General features: G+C 42.0%; 10 protein-coding genes and 2 riboswitches. Of the genes, 8 read left to right on the top strand and 2 right to left on the bottom strand.

What is annotated here, in order from left to right:
• Nucleotides 1–72: 72 nt before the first annotated feature.
• A complete protein-coding gene (gene moaA, locus A6B41_RS05855; protein ID WP_027074562.1) occupies nt 73–1,095 on the bottom strand; it encodes a GTP 3',8-cyclase MoaA in 1,023 nt (340 codons plus the stop codon).
• Nucleotides 1,084–1,239: riboswitch (molybdenum cofactor riboswitch) on the bottom strand. It overlaps the preceding gene by 12 nt.
• Nucleotides 1,240–1,398: 159 nt before the next feature.
• Here moaA and A6B41_RS05850 point away from each other — a divergent pair.
• The 5 genes from A6B41_RS05850 to A6B41_RS11145 all read left to right on the top strand — a co-directional run bounded on the left by A6B41_RS05850 (nt 1,399) and on the right by A6B41_RS11145 (nt 11,686).
• The gene (locus A6B41_RS05850) at nt 1,399–3,141 is read left to right on the top strand and encodes a LuxR C-terminal-related transcriptional regulator (protein WP_027074563.1); all 1,743 of its coding nucleotides are present in this window, start codon (nt 1,399–1,401) and stop codon (nt 3,139–3,141) included.
• A 173-nt stretch (nt 3,142–3,314) separates the two neighbouring features.
• The gene (locus A6B41_RS05845; RefSeq protein WP_027074564.1) at nt 3,315–4,430 is read left to right on the top strand and encodes a NapC/NirT family cytochrome c; all 1,116 of its coding nucleotides are present in this window, start codon (nt 3,315–3,317) and stop codon (nt 4,428–4,430) included.
• 14 nt (nt 4,431–4,444) lie between these two features.
• A riboswitch (molybdenum cofactor riboswitch) is annotated at nt 4,445–4,577 on the top strand.
• Nucleotides 4,578–4,794: 217 nt separating this feature from the next.
• Nucleotides 4,795–7,278, top strand: a complete 2,484-nt coding sequence (torA, locus tag A6B41_RS05840) for a trimethylamine-N-oxide reductase TorA (RefSeq protein WP_027074565.1) — start codon at nt 4,795–4,797, stop codon at nt 7,276–7,278.
• Nucleotides 7,279–7,421: 143 nt separating this feature from the next.
• Nucleotides 7,422–9,035: a site-specific DNA-methyltransferase gene (locus A6B41_RS05835; protein WP_176673421.1), complete on the top strand. Its 1,614-nt coding sequence runs from the start codon at nt 7,422–7,424 to the stop codon at nt 9,033–9,035.
• A 14-nt stretch (nt 9,036–9,049) separates the two neighbouring features.
• Nucleotides 9,050–11,686 carry a DEAD/DEAH box helicase gene (locus A6B41_RS11145; protein ID WP_032847461.1) on the top strand — a complete coding sequence of 879 codons (2,637 nt, stop codon included), beginning with the start codon at nt 9,050–9,052 and terminating at the stop codon, nt 11,684–11,686.
• A gap of 70 nt (nt 11,687–11,756) precedes the next feature.
• Here A6B41_RS11145 and A6B41_RS05825 read toward each other — a convergent pair whose 3' ends face one another.
• Entirely contained in the window at nt 11,757–13,037 is a 1,281-nt protein-coding gene (locus A6B41_RS05825) for a citrate synthase (protein ID WP_027074567.1), read from the bottom strand.
• 193 nt (nt 13,038–13,230) lie between these two features.
• Between A6B41_RS05825 and icd the strand changes: the two genes are divergently transcribed.
• The 3 genes from icd to A6B41_RS05810 all read left to right on the top strand — a co-directional run bounded on the left by icd (nt 13,231) and on the right by A6B41_RS05810 (nt 19,606).
• Nucleotides 13,231–14,478 carry an NADP-dependent isocitrate dehydrogenase gene (icd, locus tag A6B41_RS05820; protein ID WP_027074568.1) on the top strand — a complete coding sequence of 416 codons (1,248 nt, stop codon included), beginning with the start codon at nt 13,231–13,233 and terminating at the stop codon, nt 14,476–14,478.
• 19 nt (nt 14,479–14,497) lie between these two features.
• Entirely contained in the window at nt 14,498–17,104 is a 2,607-nt protein-coding gene (gene acnB / locus A6B41_RS05815; protein WP_027074569.1) for a bifunctional aconitate hydratase 2/2-methylisocitrate dehydratase, read from the top strand.
• Nucleotides 17,105–17,251: 147 nt separating this feature from the next.
• Entirely contained in the window at nt 17,252–19,606 is a 2,355-nt protein-coding gene (locus A6B41_RS05810; RefSeq protein WP_027074570.1) for a molybdopterin guanine dinucleotide-containing S/N-oxide reductase, read from the top strand.
• Nucleotides 19,607–19,650 lie beyond the last annotated feature (44 nt).

Below are 19,650 nucleotides of genomic sequence, written 5' to 3'. Positions count from 1 at the left end.
TGAGGATAACTTTTCGTGTTTGAGCTTGCAAAGCAAGCGATAGTTTGAAAAGTTAGTCCCAAAAGTTAGCGTTTACCCTCCAATAGAAGAAAGATTATTCCTCACTCCGCTATCCCCAATATGCAAATAGTGGTGTTTTCGTTTGCCTTGTAAAGCCGATTTCAAGCGAGTCTCAAGCTGTAATTGTTGATCGTCTGACTGCAATAAATCCCGAATATCAATGCCTTCTTCGCCAAATAAGCAGAGGTGTAATTTGCCTAAGGCAGACACTCTCAGGCGGTTGCAAGAGGCACAGAAATTCTTTTCATAAGGCATAATCAAACCGATTTCGCCTTGGTAATCAGGGTGAGAAAGTACTTTGGCAGGCCCGTCTGACATTGCTTTAGGTTGTAACTGCCAACCTTCTCTTAATAAACGCTCCATCACAGATTGTCCGGAAAGATGTTGGGCTTTGAAAAAGCTATCTATTTCTCCGGTTTCCATCAGTTCGATAAAACGCATTTGAATCGGTTTATCTTTAATCCAAGCAAGGAATCTATCCAGTTCAGGAGCGGTATATTGTTTCATCAAAACTGCATTAACTTTGATTTTTTTATAGCCAAGTTCAAAGGCTTTATCGATCCCTTTCAGAATGGATTGCAGCTTGTTTTCACCCGTGATTAATTGGAATTGACGGGTGTCTAAACTATCGACACTTACATTAATGTCGGTAATTCCTGCTTGCTGCCAAAGAGCAACATCACGCTCCATTCGGTAGCCGTTAGTGGTTAAGGCGACTTTGCGGATGCCGGCAGTTTGTGAAAGGGTATGAGCAATTTCAGCAAAATCTTTGCGTAAAGTCGGCTCGCCACCGGTGATACGGATTTTTTCCGTCCCTAAATTAGCAAAGGCTTTAGCGATACGTTGGATTTCGTCCACTTTCAGAAATGTCTGCTTATGCGAAGGTGGCTGATAGCCGTTAGGCAAGCAGTAATTACAACGGAAGTTACAAACATCGGTAACGGATAATCTCAAATAGGTGTATTGACGCTGAAAGCGATCAACAAGCCCGGAAATATCATTACCCACATTTTTAGTTGGGATAATAGATTGCATTTGACACCTTTCTAAACACGAGAGGACAACCCATTTCTAAGTTATCCTTTGAACAGCTTTCACTGTTACTGGCATAAATTCCATATCAAAAATTGGTCTTTAATTTTTAGAATTAGGTAACTATGCTCGGAGTCGTAAATTAAAATTTAACTTTATTGTAGGGGGATAAAAATAATTAGGCAAGAGGTAGAATTTAAATAGTTGATTCAAGCGCTCAAACATTCTAACCGGTGTTTGATTTATATCATAGGAAACCACGGATAATTTTGTTATTTTAAGTGAAATTTTTTATTTGAGGTCAACATGACTTATCGTAATCAGTGGGCTTGTTTAGTGGATAAACAAGGTGACGTCTTTGAGTGGGAAGATAAAGCCGGTGCAGAATATTTTAGGCAACGGAAGCAGATTTGCCATTATGCGCAGGCGTTGCTTTATTCTGATAAAATAGCTTTGCAATTTTACTATTGTTTACCGGACCATCTTTGGCTTAAAGTGAATTTGAAGCGCTACCAAGCATTTGCCTTGATTCAGGCAGAGCAAACCGAATTACCTTTTGAATTAAGTAAGCGTGAACTTGAGTTGCTTACTTTAGTCAGTAGCGGGTTAAGCAATGAAGAAATTGCTAAAACACTCAATATCAGTAAGCGCACTGTTGATAAACATATTGAGAATATTTTTGCTAAAACCCAAACTGAAAGTCGGACTTTATTAGCTATTTTTGCTGTTAGTGAACATCTTATTTGTTTGCCTACACCGGGGCAGTTAGAAAAATCGATTCTTGCCAGCTTTAAAATCGAACAAATCGCTTTGCAAATTATTGCCGAAAAACAACCGCTTGCAGGTAAAGAGAGTCACTTGTTTGCTATCAATAATTATCATAGTCGCCCGATTATTATTGGCGTGCCTTATGTTGAAAAAGGCATTGGCGAAATTGATACCAAAGAACTACTTAACGGTACGCAGCTTGCGGTGGAAATGATTAATCGCCAAGGTGGTATTAACGGACGAAAGTTGCAAATGGCCACAGCCGGTTTTTGTGTAGAAGACAAATCTAGCATTCTCAATGCTTATAACCATTTATTCGATCAAGATGTAGATGCTATATCTACTGCTTATGCCTGCTATTTGCCCGAAGTCCACGAATTGATTGCTACAGAAGGAATTCCTTATCTGCATATTGCCACCCATAGTGGTTCTAATAAACTTGCACAAAATTTACAGAACAAACGAATTGAAAATATGTTCCAAGTCTGTGCCAGTGACGTAACTTACAACTCTGGTGTTTGCCAATTTTTAGACTATTACCGTTACCATTATGCCCATTTGGTACAAAATAAAACAGTGATGGTGGTCTCGGTTAAATGGCAAAAAGTGGATATTGGCATTGAAAACCTCACGCTTAATTTACGTGTTCAGGGGTGGCGTGTGGACCATATTGAGCTGGTACAAGAGCCAAATGCGTATGATAACTTGATGAAGCACGTACATAATTTATCGCCTTCTATTATTGTGCTGGCTTCGTATTTTGCCGAAGATATTGTGAATTTCCACCAAGCATTTATCCAAAATCCGACTAATGCAATTATTTACAGTATCTATGCCCCTTCTACCTTTTTACCGCACGAGCAGCCTTGCGAGGGAGTATTATGGAGTACCAATAGCGGATTAAGCCAAAACTATTTAGGCAAGCAATTTAGCCAGCATTACGAAAATTTCTTTGGTCGTAAACCAACCTATTCGCAAGCCAGCATTGCTTATGATCAAACGAATATTTTAGCAGTGGCGTGGAAGCAAAGCGTTTCTCCTCGCCATTTCAAGGCAGTATCTAACGCCATTCGTACTCTGCCACATCATGGAGTGAATGGTACTTATTATTTTAATACTGATAGTCAAATTGGGTTAACTTATCTGGAAACAAAGGATCTATCAATCAGTCTGCCGCAACTGATTTATCAGATACAGCAAGGCAGAAGTGCAGTGATTGCGCCAGATTTATTTGCTGATTCGCAATTTGTCCTTCCTCCTTGGTTTTTATTTAAAGCCTAATCTAACAAGGTGTATTGAATTTCAATCCACCTTATTTTTGCCTGTTTTTTGTTTTAGATCAAATTCATCTAACTCTAATGAGTTAATACGTATTTTTACTTATTGCTTATACCTCTTGAGAGTTAATAAAATTTCCTTGTCTTTAATTTTTAGTTTTTAAGTGGGGGAGTTTTATGTCTAAGTTGAAAAAAACAGCCATTTTTGTCGGCATTATGGCATTAGGTGCTGCTATTTGGGGTGGTAGCCAATATGCGATGAAAGCAACTAATTCAACAGAGTTTTGTGTTACCTGCCATTCAATGACTCACCCACAAGCTGAGTGGGAAGGTAGCGTGCATTTCTCTAACCGCAAAGGAATCCGTGCTGAATGTTCTGATTGCTATGTTTCACAAGATGGCTTGCATTATTTTAAAGCGAAAGTCATTGCCTTAAAAGATGTTTGGCATACCTTTATTACCAATAAATTACCCGATCAAGAAGCCTATGAAGCCCATCGTTTAGAAATGGCGCAAAAAGTGTGGGCGGATATGAAAGCGAACGATTCTGCCACCTGCCGTTCGTGCCACAGCTTTGAGGCAATGGTGCTTTCAGATCAAAAAGAAGCTGCTCAAAAAATGCATAAATTAGCCCAAGAAACTAACCAAACCTGTATTGATTGTCACAAAGGAATCGTCCACTTTATGCCAGAAATGCCGGTAGATAACGCCGCTGCTGCCGGTGAGTTAGCCAAACACGGGGCGGAATTTACGAGCAGTGATAAAACCCTTTACGCTCTTGCGATGACAACCATGCAGTTTACCGAAGGCGGCGAAGCTCGTTTAATGCCATTTGCTGAATTAACCGATTGGCGTGATGAAAACGGAAAAGTGAAAGCCACTGTCAAAGGCTGGCAGCAAGCCGGTGCAGAAAGCGTGGTGTATGCCGGAATAGGGCAACGCATTATGGTGGCACTGCTTGGCGATGAAGAGCAGAAAAAAGTCACTATTAAACAGACCGTACACGATAAAGTGACTGACTCTGATTGGAAAGAGATCAGCTTTGAGGTGATTGCGGATAAAAATAGCGTAACGGCAAACATCGATGCACTCAATGCGTTCGGCAATAACTTAAACCAAACCCATTGTAGCGGCTGCCATGCCGCAATCGGGGCGGATCACTACACCGCAAACCAATGGATCGGCGTAGTGAACTCGATGAAAGACCGTACTTCAATGACGGCGGACGATGTGCGTGCAGTCACCATTTATCTGCAACGTAACGCCAAAGATGTGAAAGGCAGCAGCCATTAAACTCGATTTACTTTAAACTTCCCCGACTCCGAGCCTGTTACCCTAAGTCGCAAGATATGGATGCAGTGCCTGTAATTCACATTACACATGGTTAATTTGGAAACGGATTAGCCACTCCCCTTAGAAAGGTGTCGTATTTTCAACTTTCACAATGTTTTGTGGAATGTCATTTCCCCTCCTCCGCTTGCGGGGGAGGGTTAGGGAGGGGGGAGCAAATCTACGATTTGCTTATTCTTGCAACTTCGTTGCAATCCCCTCCCCCTAGCCCCCTCCCGTAAACGGGAGGGGGGAATGGCTAACAAGCGGTATCTTTTCCTCTTTTTTCTGCAAAATCTGCGTGAACCAATCTCAAACGAGGTGAACAATGAAAAAACAAGACCAAATCAACGCAAGTCGTCGTGGTTTTCTAAAAAATTCATCATTAGGTTTAGTTGCGGGTGCGGGTTTAGCGACTAGTACCACAGGTGTGGTCGGTGCGTTAGCATCTACCAGTGCTAAAGCGGCTGAAATGACAACGGTAATGACTGCTGCGCACTGGGGGCCGATCGGGGTCGTGGTGGAAAACGGTAAAGCGGTGAAATCTGGTGCGGCAATCCCGATGACGATTGAAAATGAATTACAAAATGTCGTGCCTGAGCAGCTTTATTCTGAAGCCCGAGTGAAATACCCGATGGTGCGTAAAGGCTATTTAGAAGGTAATAAAGATACCACTTTGCGTGGACGTGACGAGTGGGTACGTGTCTCTTGGGATAAAGCCTTAGATTTAGTCGCAGGTGAAGTGAAACGTGTGACCGATGCTCACGGTGCGAGTGGGATTTTTGCCGGTTCTTACGGCTGGTATAGCTCTGGGGCATTACATGCTGCCCGTACCTTATTACACCGTTACTTAAACTTAACCGGTGATTTCGTAGGCGTAAAAGGCGACCTTTCAACCGGTGCTGCTCAAGTGATTATGCCACACGTTTTAGGTACGATTGAAGTTTACGAACAGCAAACCAGCTGGGAAGTGGTGTTAGAAAACAGTGAAATTGTGGTGTTCTGGGCGGCAAACCCAATACTCACTTTACGCAATGCGTGGACATCCAGCGATCAACACGGTATCGAATACTTAACCAAACTCAAAGCCAGTGGCAAACGTGTGATCTGTATCGACCCAGTGAAAAGCGAAACCTGCCAATTCTTAGGGGCAGAGTGGATTCCAACCAATACCGCAACGGACGTGGCGTTGATGATGGGTATCGCCCACACTTTAGTCACCCAAGACAAACACGATCAAGCCTTCCTGAAAAAATACACCAAAGGCTTCGAGCAGTTTGAAACTTACTTATTAGGTAAAGAAGATTATCAGCCGAAAGATGCCGAATGGGCGGCAAAAATTACCGGTGTGCCGGCAGAAACCATTAAACAATTAGCGGCAGATTTCTCCTCTAAACGAACGATGTTCATGGGCGGTTGGGGGATGCAACGCCAACGTCATGGCGAACAAACTCACTGGATGTTAGTCACCCTTGCCTCAATGCTCGGTCAAATCGGTTTACCGGGTGGCGGTTTCGGTTTCAGCTATCACTATGCCAACGGCGGTGTGCCAAGTGCAACAGGTGGTATCATCGGCTCCATCACCGCAACCGCAGCGGAAGCGGGCGAAAAATCGTGGTTAGACGATGCGTCTAAATTCTCTTTCCCTGTGGCACGTGTGGCCGATGCGTTGCTTTACCCGGGCAAAACCATCAAATTCAATGGCACGGAAATTACTTACCCGGACATTAAATTAGTTTATTGGGCGGGCGGTAACCCGTTCACGCACTTGCAAGATACCAACAAACAAGTGAAAGCGTGGCAGAAGCCTGAAACCATTATCGTCAATGAAGTGAACTGGACACCAACCGCACGTATGGCGGATATTGTGCTACCTGTTACCACCAGCTATGAACGCAACGATATCACAATGTCGGGTGACTACTCCATGATGTACATCTTCCCGATGAAGCAGGTCGTTGAGCCGCAATTTGAGGCGAAAAGTGATTATGATATTTTCACCGAATTAGCTAAACGTGCCGGCGTGGCAGATAAATTCACCGAAGGCAAAACGGAAATGGATTGGTTAAAAGGCTTCTACCAAACCGCCTTTGATGCCGCCCGTAAAAACCGTGTGATTATGCCGAACTTCGATAAGTTTTGGTCAGAAAACAAACCTGTTACCTTTAAAGCGACGGATAAAGCGAAAAAATGGGTACGCTACGAAGAGTTCCGTAACGATCCATTGCTGAATCCATTAGGCACGCCATCAGGTAAAATTGAGATCTTCTCGGATGTGGTCGCGAAAATGAACTACGATGACTGTAAAGGTCACCCAACGTGGTTTGTGCCGGATGAGTTTGCGGGTAATGTGACAGCCGAAGCCCCGCTTGCGTTAGTCACCCCACACCCATACTACCGTTTACACAGTCAACTTTGCCATACTTCACTGCGTGAGAAATACACCGTGGCAGGTCGTGAGCCGATGTTAATTCATACCGAAGATGCCAAGGCTCGAGGCATTGCAAGCGGTGATGTTGTGCGGATTTTTAACAAACGTGGACAAGTCTTGGCCGGTGCGGTCGTGACAGACGGCATTGTCAAAGGCACGGTCTGCTTGCACGAAGGCGCGTGGTACGATCCACAAGATTTAGGCCAATCCGAACAACCATTGTGTAAATTCGGCAACCCGAACGTGCTAACCCGTGATGAAGCAAGTTCCAACCTTGCCCAAGCGAACTCACCAAATACGGCGATAGTACAAGTTGAAAAATTTACAGGCGAAGCACCAGAGGTAACCGTCTTTAAGGAGCCTAAATATACAGAAGCTTAGTAAAGCATAAAAGCGCAGAATTTCACATTCTGTGCTTTTTTCTTACAAGCGGTTATATTTATTCAATTTTTTGCAAAATTTTCTATTTTTTTAACCGCTTGTTACAGTTACAATAATGCATTTTTATTTTTCAGGTGCATTTTATGACAACCCTTACTTGGTACGGCAAAGAAGAAGCCGTAAAAAAAGCCAAACAAACCCCATATTGTCTATTGCGTGAGTTGCCGGATTTTTCGCATAATATTGCCCGACAGCCGACAGCCGACAGCCGACAGCCGACAGCCGACAGCCGACAGCCGACAGCCGACAGCTCAGCTTCTGCTGAAACCTTATCTAATGTCAAGCAAAATTTGATTATTCAAGGCGATAATTTATCAGCCCTAAAATCCCTTTTGCCCTTTTATGCGGGGCAAGTCAAATGTATTTTTATTGATCCTCCCTATAATACAAAATCTGCCTTTAGCCACTACGATGATAATTTAGAGCATTCCGTTTGGCTTTCAATGATGTATCCACGTCTTGAAATTTTACGGGAATTGCTTGCTGAAGATGGTTCAATTTGGATCACGCTTGATGATAACGAAAGCCACTATTTAAAAATTATGCTTGATGAAATTTTTGGGCGGAAGAACTTTGTAGCAAATGTGGTGTGGAGAGCCAGCGATAATAGTAATAATGATGCGAAAGCGTTTTCTGCTGACCACAATCATTTGATCGTTTATTCAAAAAGTAGTGGTTGGATTTCTAATAAATTAAACGCAGAGGAAAAAAGAAGTCATTTCAAAAATCCAGATAATGATCCTAAAGGGGCTTGGTTTGATGGAAATCCATTAAACTCACCTAAGCCAAGAGAAAATCTAATGTATGACATCGTAGCACCTAATGGAAATATTATTAATCATCCTAAAAATGGCTGGCGTTGGGAAAAAGAAACATTAGATGAAAAAATTAAATCAGGGGAAATTCGTTTTAATGAATATATGACTTCTATAAAAAGAAGAACTTATTTATCAGAAATGAAAGGGTTACCACCATCTTCTTTATGGATTGATTTATTCAAAACTGGGCATAACAGACAAGCTAAAAGCGAGCAAAAATCGTTAATGGGGGAAAATATTTTCGATACGCCGAAACCAGAACGCTTAATTCAGCAAGTTTTACAAATTGCCACATCAGAAAACGATCTTATCCTCGATAGTTTTCTTGGCTCAGGCACAACCGCAGCGGTTGCTCATAAAATGAACCGTCGTTATATCGGCATTGAGATTGGCGAACACGCTAAAACCCACGTAGTACCTCGTTTGAAAAAAGTGATTGAGGGAGAACAAGGCGGTATTTCAAAAGCGGTAGGTTGGCAAGGTGGCGGATCGTTTCGCTTTTGTGAATTAGGCGAGGAAGTATTTGACGCATTCGGTGCACTTAATCCGAATATTCGTTTTGACGATTTAGCCGCTCATATTTGGTATTTGGAAAATCATTTCCCTTTGCAAAAAAATATCGAAAAATCACCGCTTGTCGGTACTTTCAACGGCAAAGCCTACTATTTGTTATATAACGGAATTTTAGGCGATAAACGTCCGCAGGGCGGTAATGTACTGACGCGAAGATTAATGGCAGAGTTGCCATACTTTGTTGAATTTATTCAACAGGGAATGGACATTGTGGTATATGGCGAAGCCTGTCGTTTAGGAGAGGCACAGTTAGCTGAAAAGAAAATTACATTTAAACAAATTCCGTATGATGTAACTGCACGTTAATAGTGGGAGAAAAAATGAAATTAAAAAATTACCAAAATGAGGCATTAAACCGTGTCAGCCACTATTTTTCGGCTTGCTTGCAATCTGATGCAAACACCGCTTTTAGCCAAATTCAACCTGAATATAGTTACAAGATCCCAAGTGAACACAGTAATTTGCGTGATGTGCCTTATGTTTGTGTACGAATTCCAACGGGGGGCGGTAAAACGTTGTTAGCCTCGCATAGTATTGTTCGTATTGCAAAGCAGTATTTGGATTGTGATTTCCCTGTTACTTTGTGGCTAGTGCCTTCTCGTACAATTAAAGCCCAAACCGCAGAAGCGTTGAAAAATCCACAACACCCTTACCGTGCGGCACTTGATAAAACCTTTAACCGAGAAGTAATGGTTATTGAGTCTGAAGATTTTGATTTACTTCGCCCACAAGACTTTGGCAATAAGGCGATTGTAATCGTTTCTACTATTCAAAACTTTCGGGTAGAAAATCAAGATGGGCGAAAAATTTATGCCTTTAATGAAAAATTAACGGCTCATTTTGAGCGTTTACCAATCCATATTCAGACAAATTTAGAAAAAATTTCAATAACAGATCTACAAGAAAACGGTTTAACTGCCAAACAAGCGGGCAAAATTAAGTGTTCTTTTGCAAATTTGTTGCGAGCTTATCAACCTTTGGTCATTGTTGATGAAGCTCATAACGCTCGAACCTCACTCTCTTTTGATGTGTTATCTCAACTTTCCCCGGCGGCTATTTTAGAATTTACTGCTACACCAAACACGGATAGAAAAACAGGGAGTAATGTGTTGTATCACGTTTCGGCAAGTCATCTAAAATCAGAAGAGATGATCAAATTACCGATTGTGCTGACCGAACATCACAACTGGCAGCAAGCAATAGATGGCGCAGTAATTAACAGAGGAGCATTAGCACAAAAAGCACAGTATGAGAGCGATTATGTTCGTCCGCTTGTGTTGTTCCAAGCTGAGCCGAAAAACGGCAAAGTAACAGTAGAAGTCTTAAAACAGTATTTAATTGATGAATTAAAAATTGATGAAGAAGAGATTGCCATTGTTACGGGTAATCAGCACGAATTAGATAATATCGATTTATTTAATCCACAATGTAAGATCAATTACATCATCACGGTTGAGGCATTGAAAGAAGGGTGGGATTGCCCGTTTGCCTATATTTTTTGCTCGGTGCAAAATGTTTCCTCAAGTAAGGAAGCGGAGCAGTTGTTAGGGCGAGTATTGCGAATGCCTTATGCTAAACGCCGTCAAATTGAAGATTTAAATCGTGCTTATGCTCATCTTTCCTCTAAATCGTTCGGCGAAACGGCTCGTAATTTACAAGATAAATTGATTGGAATGGGATTTGAAGCATTAGAAGTAGCTGAAATGCTCCGCATTCCACAACAAGAGAATTGGATTAGTGAGAATGAAGGGGATTTATTCTATACGCCGACAACGGTTTTAGCATTAACGCAATTCCCTGAAATGACGGATTTAAGCGAAGCAGAACGATCTCAACTTAAAATTACTGAGCAAGAAGGTAGCATTTTAGTGCAAGTAAAAGGTAATTTAAGTGAAAAGCTAGAAAAAGCCTTGCTCCGGACTGCAACAGGTAAGAAAAAAGAACAAATTGAGCAACAATTACAAATTCACCAAAATAGAGTTGAAATATTGGCTTCTCCTGCCGAAAAAGGTGAAATATTTAAAGTAATACCTCAACTCTGTATGAATATTCAAGGCGAATTAGACTTAGCGGATTCACAAGTTCTATTAGATTATCAAAGTTGGAATCTATTGGATTACCCTGCCAAACTTGATGGTTTTAGATTACACGAAAATAGCCAAAGTTTTGAAATTGATGTGGAAGATAAACGGGTTTCTTACCATTTTAATCAACAACAACTTAGCTTTTCTGATGATTGGCTAGAACTAACCGAGCAAGATTTTATCCGTTGGTTAGACAAGCAAGTGCGTTTAACTGACATTCCTCAACCTATAATGTTAAGGTTTTTGCAATTATTGATTTCAGATTTACTGAAAAATGTAGGAATAACCTTAACTCGGTTAGTTCAACATAAATTTGCACTGGCTCGAGCTATTTCAGATTTGATTAACCGTTATCGGGTATTAGCTCAAAAAAATTGCTATCAACAAGCACTATTTGGGGGTAATGAAGAAGTAGAAATCTGCCTAAATGAGCAGTATCAATTTAGTTTTACACCAGAAAAACTAGCACCACAACCGCCTTTTTATGTAGGACGTTACAAATTCAACAAACACTATTTTGCTCAAATTGAAGAGTTGAAAGCAAGCGGAGAAGAATTTGACTGTGCCGTTGCGATTGATTCATTGCCTCAAGTGAAATATTGGGTAAGAAATCCTGTAAAAAGAGGGTTTGCTTTACCATTAGCTCATCAGAATTTTTACCCTGATTTTATTGTAGAACTTATTGATGGTCGGATTTTAATTGTGGAATATAAAGGGGAGCAATTAAAAAGTAATGAAGATTCTAAAGAAAAAGCCTTAATTGGCAATCTTTGGGAGAAGTTAAGTCAAGGAAAAGGCTTATTTATGATGGCGGTAAAATGCGATGAAAATGGTCAAGATGTTAGAACGCAACTGCTAAATAAATTAGCCTGATTTGCAAATTTTATGCGAAATTTAACCGCTTGTAGAAACAAGCGGTTGAATTTTTTCGATTTTTTGCAAGTTATGCTTTATCCATTGGCTCAAAATCACGTTTGGTTTCGCCTGTATAGATTTGGCGAGGGCGGACGATTTTGATATTGCCTTGTAGGTACATCTCTTTCCAGTGGGCAATCCAACCCACAGTTCTGGCTAAAGCGAACATCACGGTAAACATCGAAGTCGGAATACCAATCGCTTTAAGCACGATACCGGAGTAGAAGTCTACATTTGGGTAAAGTTTATGCTCAATGAAATAAGGATCACTTAACGCAATACGTTCTAATTCTAATGCAACTTCAAATAACGGGTTGTCAATATTGAGTTCTTTCAATACTTCGTGGCAGGTTTCACGCATTACCTTCGCTCGTGGATCGTAGTTTTTATATACGCGATGCCCGAAGCCCATTAAACGGAATGGATCGTTTTTATCTTTCGCACGGGCAATAAATTCCGGAATGCGATCAACAGTCCCTATTTCTTCTAACATATTGATACAAGCTTCATTCGCTCCACCGTGTGCAGGCCCCCACAATGAAGCAATACCTGCTGCAATACAGGCAAATGGGTTCGCACCGGAAGAAGCCGCAGTACGTACTGTGGAGGTTGATGCATTTTGTTCGTGGTCTGCGTGTAAAATAAAGATTCTATCTAATGCGCGCTCTAATACAGGGTTTACTTCATAAGGTTCACAAGGGGTTGCAAACATCATATATAAAAAGTTGCCTGCATAAGATAAATGATTTTGTGGGAACATAAACGGCTGACCGATAGAGTATTTATAACACATCGCAGCAAGGGTTGGTATTTTGGCTAAAAGACGAATGGCGGTAAGTTCACGGTGGGCTTGATTATTAACGTCAATTGAATCGTGGTAGAAAGCGGCTAATGCACCACTTACCCCACACATTACCGCCATTGGGTGGGAGTCTCGGCGGAACCCGGAGAAGAATTTAGTGAGCTGTTCATGCACAAGGGTATGTTTTTTGATTAGTTGCACAAAATCTTTATATTCTTCTTTAGTTGGACGTTCGCCGAATAGAAGAGTATATCCAACTTCTAAGTAATCGGCATTATTCGCAAGCTGGTCAATAGGGTAGCCACGATGCAGTAGAATACCTTCATCCCCATCCACATAAGTGATAGCAGATTCACAGACTGCAGTTGAAACCAAGCCGGGATCATAGGAGAAAAGTTTGTGCTTCATAAAAGGCTGTATATCAATATTTTGATAACCTAAACTGCCTTTTTTTATATTGAGATCGAGTTGTTCACCGTTCTCGAGAGTTAATGTTGCTTTTGACATAGGTCACTCCTTTTATTTTGATGTTTGCTCATTAAACTTAAATTATTTTTAGACTAAGAACAACCCCTTTTTAGAAGAAATTTAAAAAAATGTTAATCAAATTTAAATATTTTTTCTCTTTGTTTACATTTCTTAATTTACTGTTTATAGTTAATTGATTTTATCTATTTTTTCGTCAATACAGGAGCAAAAAATGCAAACACAAGTCCAAATTCCCCAAGGCGAAACCATTCAACTTAATCAAGACGGTTCGTTACAAGTACCAAACAATCCAATTATTCCCTTTATTGAAGGTGATGGTATCGGTGTTGATGTTACACCAGCCATGCAAGCGGTTTTAGATGCCGCGGTTGAAAAAGCCTACCAAGGAAAACGCAAAATTGCTTGGATGGAAATCTATGCAGGCGAAAAAGCTAACGAAATTTATGGCGAAAATACTTGGCTACCTGATGAAACCTTAGAGTTGATTCGTCAATACCACGTGGCAATTAAAGGCCCATTAATGACACCGGTCGGTGGTGGGATTCGTTCGCTGAATGTAGCAATGCGTCAAGGTTTAGATTTATACAACTGCTTGCGTCCGATTCGCTATTATGACGGTACACCAAGTCCGGTAAAACATCCGGAATTAGTCGATATGGTGATTTTCCGTGAAAATTCCGAAGATATTTATGCAGGTGTGGAGTGGGTTGCCGGCTCGCCTGAAGCGAATAAAGTGATTCAATTCCTACAACAAGAAATGGGCGTGAAAAAAATCCGCTTTACCGAAGATTGTGGGATCGGTATTAAACCTGTTTCCAAACAAGGTACCCAACGCTTAGTGCGTGCGGCCTTACAATATGCGATTGATAACAATCGCAAATCGCTCACTTTGGTGCATAAAGGTAATATTATGAAATTTACCGAAGGGGCATTTAAAGAATGGGGCTACCAAGTTGCGGAAGAATTCGGGGCTAAATTAATAGATAAAGGTCCTTGGATGAGTTTAACCAATCCAAAAACAGGCGAAGAGATCATTATTAAAGACAGTATTGCCGATGCGTTCTTACAAGAAATCTTATTACACCCGACAGAGTATGATGTAATCGCAACACTTAACTTAAACGGTGATTACATTTCCGATGCACTTGCAGCTCAAGTAGGCGGTATTGGGATTTCACCAGGGGCAAATATTGGTTTTGATGCGGCAATTTTTGAAGCAACTCATGGTACAGCCCCTAAAATTGCAGGTCAAAATAAGGGCAATCCGGGTTCTTTAATTTTAAGTGGGGAAATGATGTTACGTCATTTAGGCTGGACTGAAGCTGCAGATTTAGTGGTAAAAGCAGTGTCTAAAACAATTGCGAATAAAACGGTCACTTTTGACTTCGCTGAAATGTTAGAAGGGGCAACTTTGCGTTCAACCTCAGAATTTGCACAAGACATCATTAAAAATATGTAATTAAAAAAGAGAGTGAATTATGGCAAATTTTATCGAAAACTATCAACAACATGTTGATGAGCGTGCGAAACTTGGAGTCGTACCTCAGCCATTAAACGCGGAACAAACCGCTCAGCTGGTTGAATTATTAAAAAATCCTCCTGCCGAACAAGCGGTCTTTTTATTAGATCTTTTTACAAATCGCATTCCAGCCGGCGTAGATGAAGCTGCCTATGTTAAAGCCGCCTTTCTAGCCGATATTGTAAAAGGGACAACTTCATCGTCGCTTATTTCACCCGAGCACGCGGTGAAATTATTAGGCACAATGCAGGGTGGTTATAATATTGAAACCTTGCTACTGGCATTAGATAAACCGGAGCTTGCCCCTATTGCGGTAGAAGCCTTATCCAAAACATTATTGATGTTTGATAATTTCCACGATGTAAAAGAACGTGCAGAACAAGGCAATCAATTTGCAAAACAAGTGTTAGTGTCTTGGGCTAATGCCGATTGGTTCACTTCTCGCCCAAAACTCGCCGAAAAACTGACTGTTACCGTATTTAAAGTAACAGGTGAAACAAATACTGACGATCTTTCCCCAGCCCAAGATGCTTGGTCTCGCCCTGATATTCCACTTCACGCTTTAGCAATGCTGAAAAATGAGCGTGATGGCATTTTCCCTGATGACAATGGCCACACCGGCCCGATTAAACAGTTAGAAGCCTTAAAAGAAAAAGGTTTCCCGCTGGCTTATGTGGGCGATGTAGTGGGAACAGGCTCTTCTCGTAAATCCGCAACCAACTCAGTGCTTTGGTTTATGGGGGAAGATATTCCTTATATTCCAAACAAGCGTGCTGGCGGAATTGTGCTAGGCGGTAAAATAGCCCCGATTTTCTTTAATACTCTTGAAGATGCCGGCTCGTTACCGATTGAAGTGGATGTTACAAACCTGAATATGGGCGATGTGATTGATATTTACCCTTATCAGGGCAAAATTTGTAAACACAATTCCGATGAAGTGTTAGCAGAATTTAGCTTAAAAACCGATGTGTTATTAGATGAAGTGCGTGCCGGTGGGCGTATTCCGCTGATTATCGGGCGTGGCTTAACTCACAAAGCAAGAGTGGCACTTGGTTTGCCGGAAAGCGATATTTTTGTAAAACCGCAATCTGTTTCACAAAGTAACAAAGGTTACACATTAGCCCAAAAAATGGTAGGGCGTGCGTGTGGTGTGGAAGGCATCCGTCCGGGGCAATATTGCGAACCTCGAATGACCTCAGTCGGCTCACAAGACACCACCGGCCCAATGACTCGAGATGAGCTGAAAGATCTCGCGTGCTTAGGATTCTCCGCAGACCTTGTTATGCAGTCTTTCTGCCACACCGCCGCTTATCCGAAACCGGTCGATGTAGTTACTCACCACACACTACCTGATTTTATTATGAACCGTGGCGGGATTTCACTACGCCCGGGTGATGGAGTAATTCACTCTTGGTTAAACCGTATGTTGTTACCTGATACAGTCGGTACAGGTGGTGATTCACACACCCGTTTCCCAATTGGTATCTCTTTCCCTGCAGGTTCGGGCTTAGTGGCGTTTGCCGCGGCAACAGGTGTTATGCCATTGGATATGCCGGAATCGGTATTAGTGCGTTTTTCTGGCACAATGCAGCCGGGCATTACGCTACGTGATTTAGTGCACGCTATTCCTTACTATGCGATTCAACAAGGCTTACTGACCGTTGAGAAAAAAGGCAAGAAAAATATTTTCTCGGGTCGTATTTTAGAGATTGAGGGTTTGGAGGATCTGAAAATCGAACAAGCCTTTGAGCTTTCAGACGCTTCAGCAGAACGTTCAGCGGCCGCTTGTACTATCAAGCTTAACAAAGAGCCGATTATGGAATATCTGAACTCTAACATTACGCTTTTAAAATGGATGATTGCCGAAGGTTATGACGACAAACGCACCCTTGAACGCCGTATTGCTAATATGCAGGCATGGTTAGCTAATCCAGAATTATTAGAAGCCGATGAAAATGCAGAATATGCGGCGATTATCGAGATCAATCTAGATGAAATCAAAGAGCCGATTGTGTGTGTGCCGAACGACCCTGACGATGCACGTCTACTTTCGCAAGTGCAAGGCGATAAAATTGATGAAGTCTTTATCGGTTCTTGTATGACGAATATCGGGCATTTCCGTGCAGCAGGAAAATTGTTAAGCCAAGCACAGGGGGAATTACCGACAAAACTTTGGATTGCTCCACCGACAAAAATGGATGCAGGCTTGTTGACTGAAGAAGGCTATTACAGCATTTACGGTAAAAGCGGGGCTAGAGTTGAAATGCCGGGCTGCTCACTTTGTATGGGTAACCAAGCACGAGTGGCGAATAATGCCAACGTGGTTTCAACTTCAACCCGAAACTTCCCGAACCGTTTAGGGCAAGGGGCAAATGTTTATTTAGCCTCTGCGGAGCTGGCTGCAGTTTCAGCGTTATTAGGTAAATTACCAACGCCGGAAGAGTATCTTGGTTATGTGAATGACCTACAAAAAGACAAAGATGACATTTACCGCTATATGAATTTTGACCAAATCAATAGTTATGTGAAAAAAGCGGATAATGTGATTGTTCAAGTAGCATTATAATCATCAATTTTAACCCACCGTTTGGTGGGTTTTGTTTTGCAAAATTCCCATAAAAAACGACCGCTTGTATTGCAACTTCGAGTTCATTGAAGTAAATTCTCTCGTAAACTTCAATTACAACAAACAGAAAAGCAGCAGACAGAAAATATGGCAAATCAATTAGAAAATGGGCGATTTATCGCCTTAGACAAACCCGTAAACACCATTACTACAGCAGCTCATTGGGGGGCTTTAAATGTCACCGTTGAAAACGGCAGAGTAGTTAAATCAGAAGGTTATTTACCTAAAAATCATCAGAATGAATTACAAGATGTTGTAGCAGATCAGCTCTATAGTCCTGTTCGTGTGAAATACCCGATGGTACGTAAAGGCTATTTGGAAAGTAACAAAGACACCACATTGCGTGGATGTGATGAATGGGTGCGTGTGTCTTGGGATAAAGCCTTTGATTTAGTTGCAGGGGAAATACAACGTGTTCGCCAACAATACGGCAGCGAATCGATTTTTGGTAGCTCTTATGGTTGGTATAGTTGCGGTTTTTTACATGCTTCTCGCACACTTTTACAACGCTATTTGAACGTAACAGGTGGCTTTGTGAATAGCCGAGGCGATTATTCCACCGGTGCGGTACAAGTGATTATGCCACATGTTTTAGGTAATATTGAAGTTTACGCCCAACAAACCAGCTGGCACACTATTGTTGAAAGCACCGAATTATTGGTGATTTGGTCTTCTAATCCACTCAACACCTTACGCATTGCGTGGACATCTGCCGAGCCTGAAGGTATTGATTACCTTGCTAAAATTAAAGCCAGTGGTAAACGAGTGATTTGTATCGACCCAGTCCGCAGCGAAACCTGTCAATTTTTAGAAGCCGAATGGCTGCCGATTAACACCGGCACAGATGTAGCATTAATGTTGGGCATCGCCCATACATTAATTAGCGAAAACCTGCACGATCACGCATTTTTAGCGAAATATACCGTTGGTTTCGAGCAATTTAGCGACTATGTGCTAGGCAAAACTGATAATCAGCCGAAAACTGCGGAATGGGCAAGCCAAATTTGTGGCATTTCTGCCGAAACCATCAAAGAATTAGCTCACGCTTTTGTGGCAAATCGCACCATGTTAATGTCCGGCTGGGGCTTGCAACGCCTACAACACGGTGAGCAAAGCCATTGGATGCTAGTCACCCTTGCCTCAATGCTCGGGCAAATTGGCTTACCGGGCGGTGGGTTTGGCTTAAATTATCGCTATTCAACCAACGGTTTAAGTAATGATTCGGGTATCCGCCTAGGGGCAATTAACGCAGGCAAGCCGAATCCGCAAATGCCGTTTTTCCCGGTTGCCCGCATTGCCGATGCCTTGCTAAACCCCAATCAACCTTTTGATTTTAATGGGAAAACCTTCACTTATCCGAACATTAAATTAGTCTATTGGGCGGGTGGAAATCCGTTTGCACATCACCCAGACACCAACTATTTAGTGAAAGCGTGGCAGCAGCCGGAAACCGTTATCGTCAATGAGTGTTTTTGGACGCCTACTGCTCGAATGGCGGATATTGTCTTACCGGCAACGACTAGTTATGAGCGTAATGATTTAACGGTGGCGGGCGATTATGTAGTGAAACATATTATTCCAATGAAACAAGTTCTTCCACCGCAATTTGAGGCAAAAAACGACTACGATATTTTTGCCGAACTTGCCAAACGAGCGGGCAAAGAGCTGGAATTTACCGAAGGCAAAAATGAAATGCAATGGCTGGCAGAATTCTACCAAATGGCGTTTGATGCTGCACAAAAAGCGGAAAGACCGCTGCCAAATTTCGATGCTTTCTGGGCTGAAAATAAGGTGTTCTCGTTTGAATCCGAACAAAATGGCAACTCATTTGTTCGCTATCAAGATTACAGGGAAGATCCGATTACTCATAAATTAGCGACACCTTCAGGCAAAATCGAGATTTTCTCACAAACCGTGGCGAATATGGGCTATGACGATTGCCAAGGCCACCCAATGTGGTTGGAACACGAGGAATATTCGGGAAAAACGACAGAAAGTGAGCCGCTGGCATTGGTTACGCCACATATTAAATACCGCCTACACAGCCAACTGGCTTATTCTTCACTTCGCCGATATTATGAAGTAAATGGGCGAGAGCCTGTGCTAATTCACACAGCAGATGCGCACGAACGTGGCATTACAAGCGGTGATATTGTGCGAATTTTTAACAAACGTGGGCAGGTGCTGGCTGGAGCAGTGGTAACAGATGGCATTATCAAAGGTACTGTCGCCCTTTACGAAGGCGGTTGGTACGACCCTGAGGATTTAAGCCAACCAAACGCGTTATGCCGAAACGGCAATCCGAACGTTCTTACTCGTAATGAAGGCTCCTCAAAACTCGGGCAGGGCAATGCTCCCAATACGGCAACGGTGCAAGTGGAGAAGTTTGTGGGAGAAGCACCACAAGTGACGGTGTTTGAAGAACCTCAATTCAGAGAGTAATCAGCCAACAAGCGGTGATTTTTTGTGAAAAATTTGCAAAATTT

The organism is Mannheimia granulomatis, from assembly GCF_013377255.1.
GTDB lineage: Bacteria > Pseudomonadota > Gammaproteobacteria > Enterobacterales > Pasteurellaceae > Mannheimia > Mannheimia granulomatis.
Note: the sequence above shows the minus strand (reverse complement) of the source record. Positions and strands in the feature narration are given on the sequence as shown.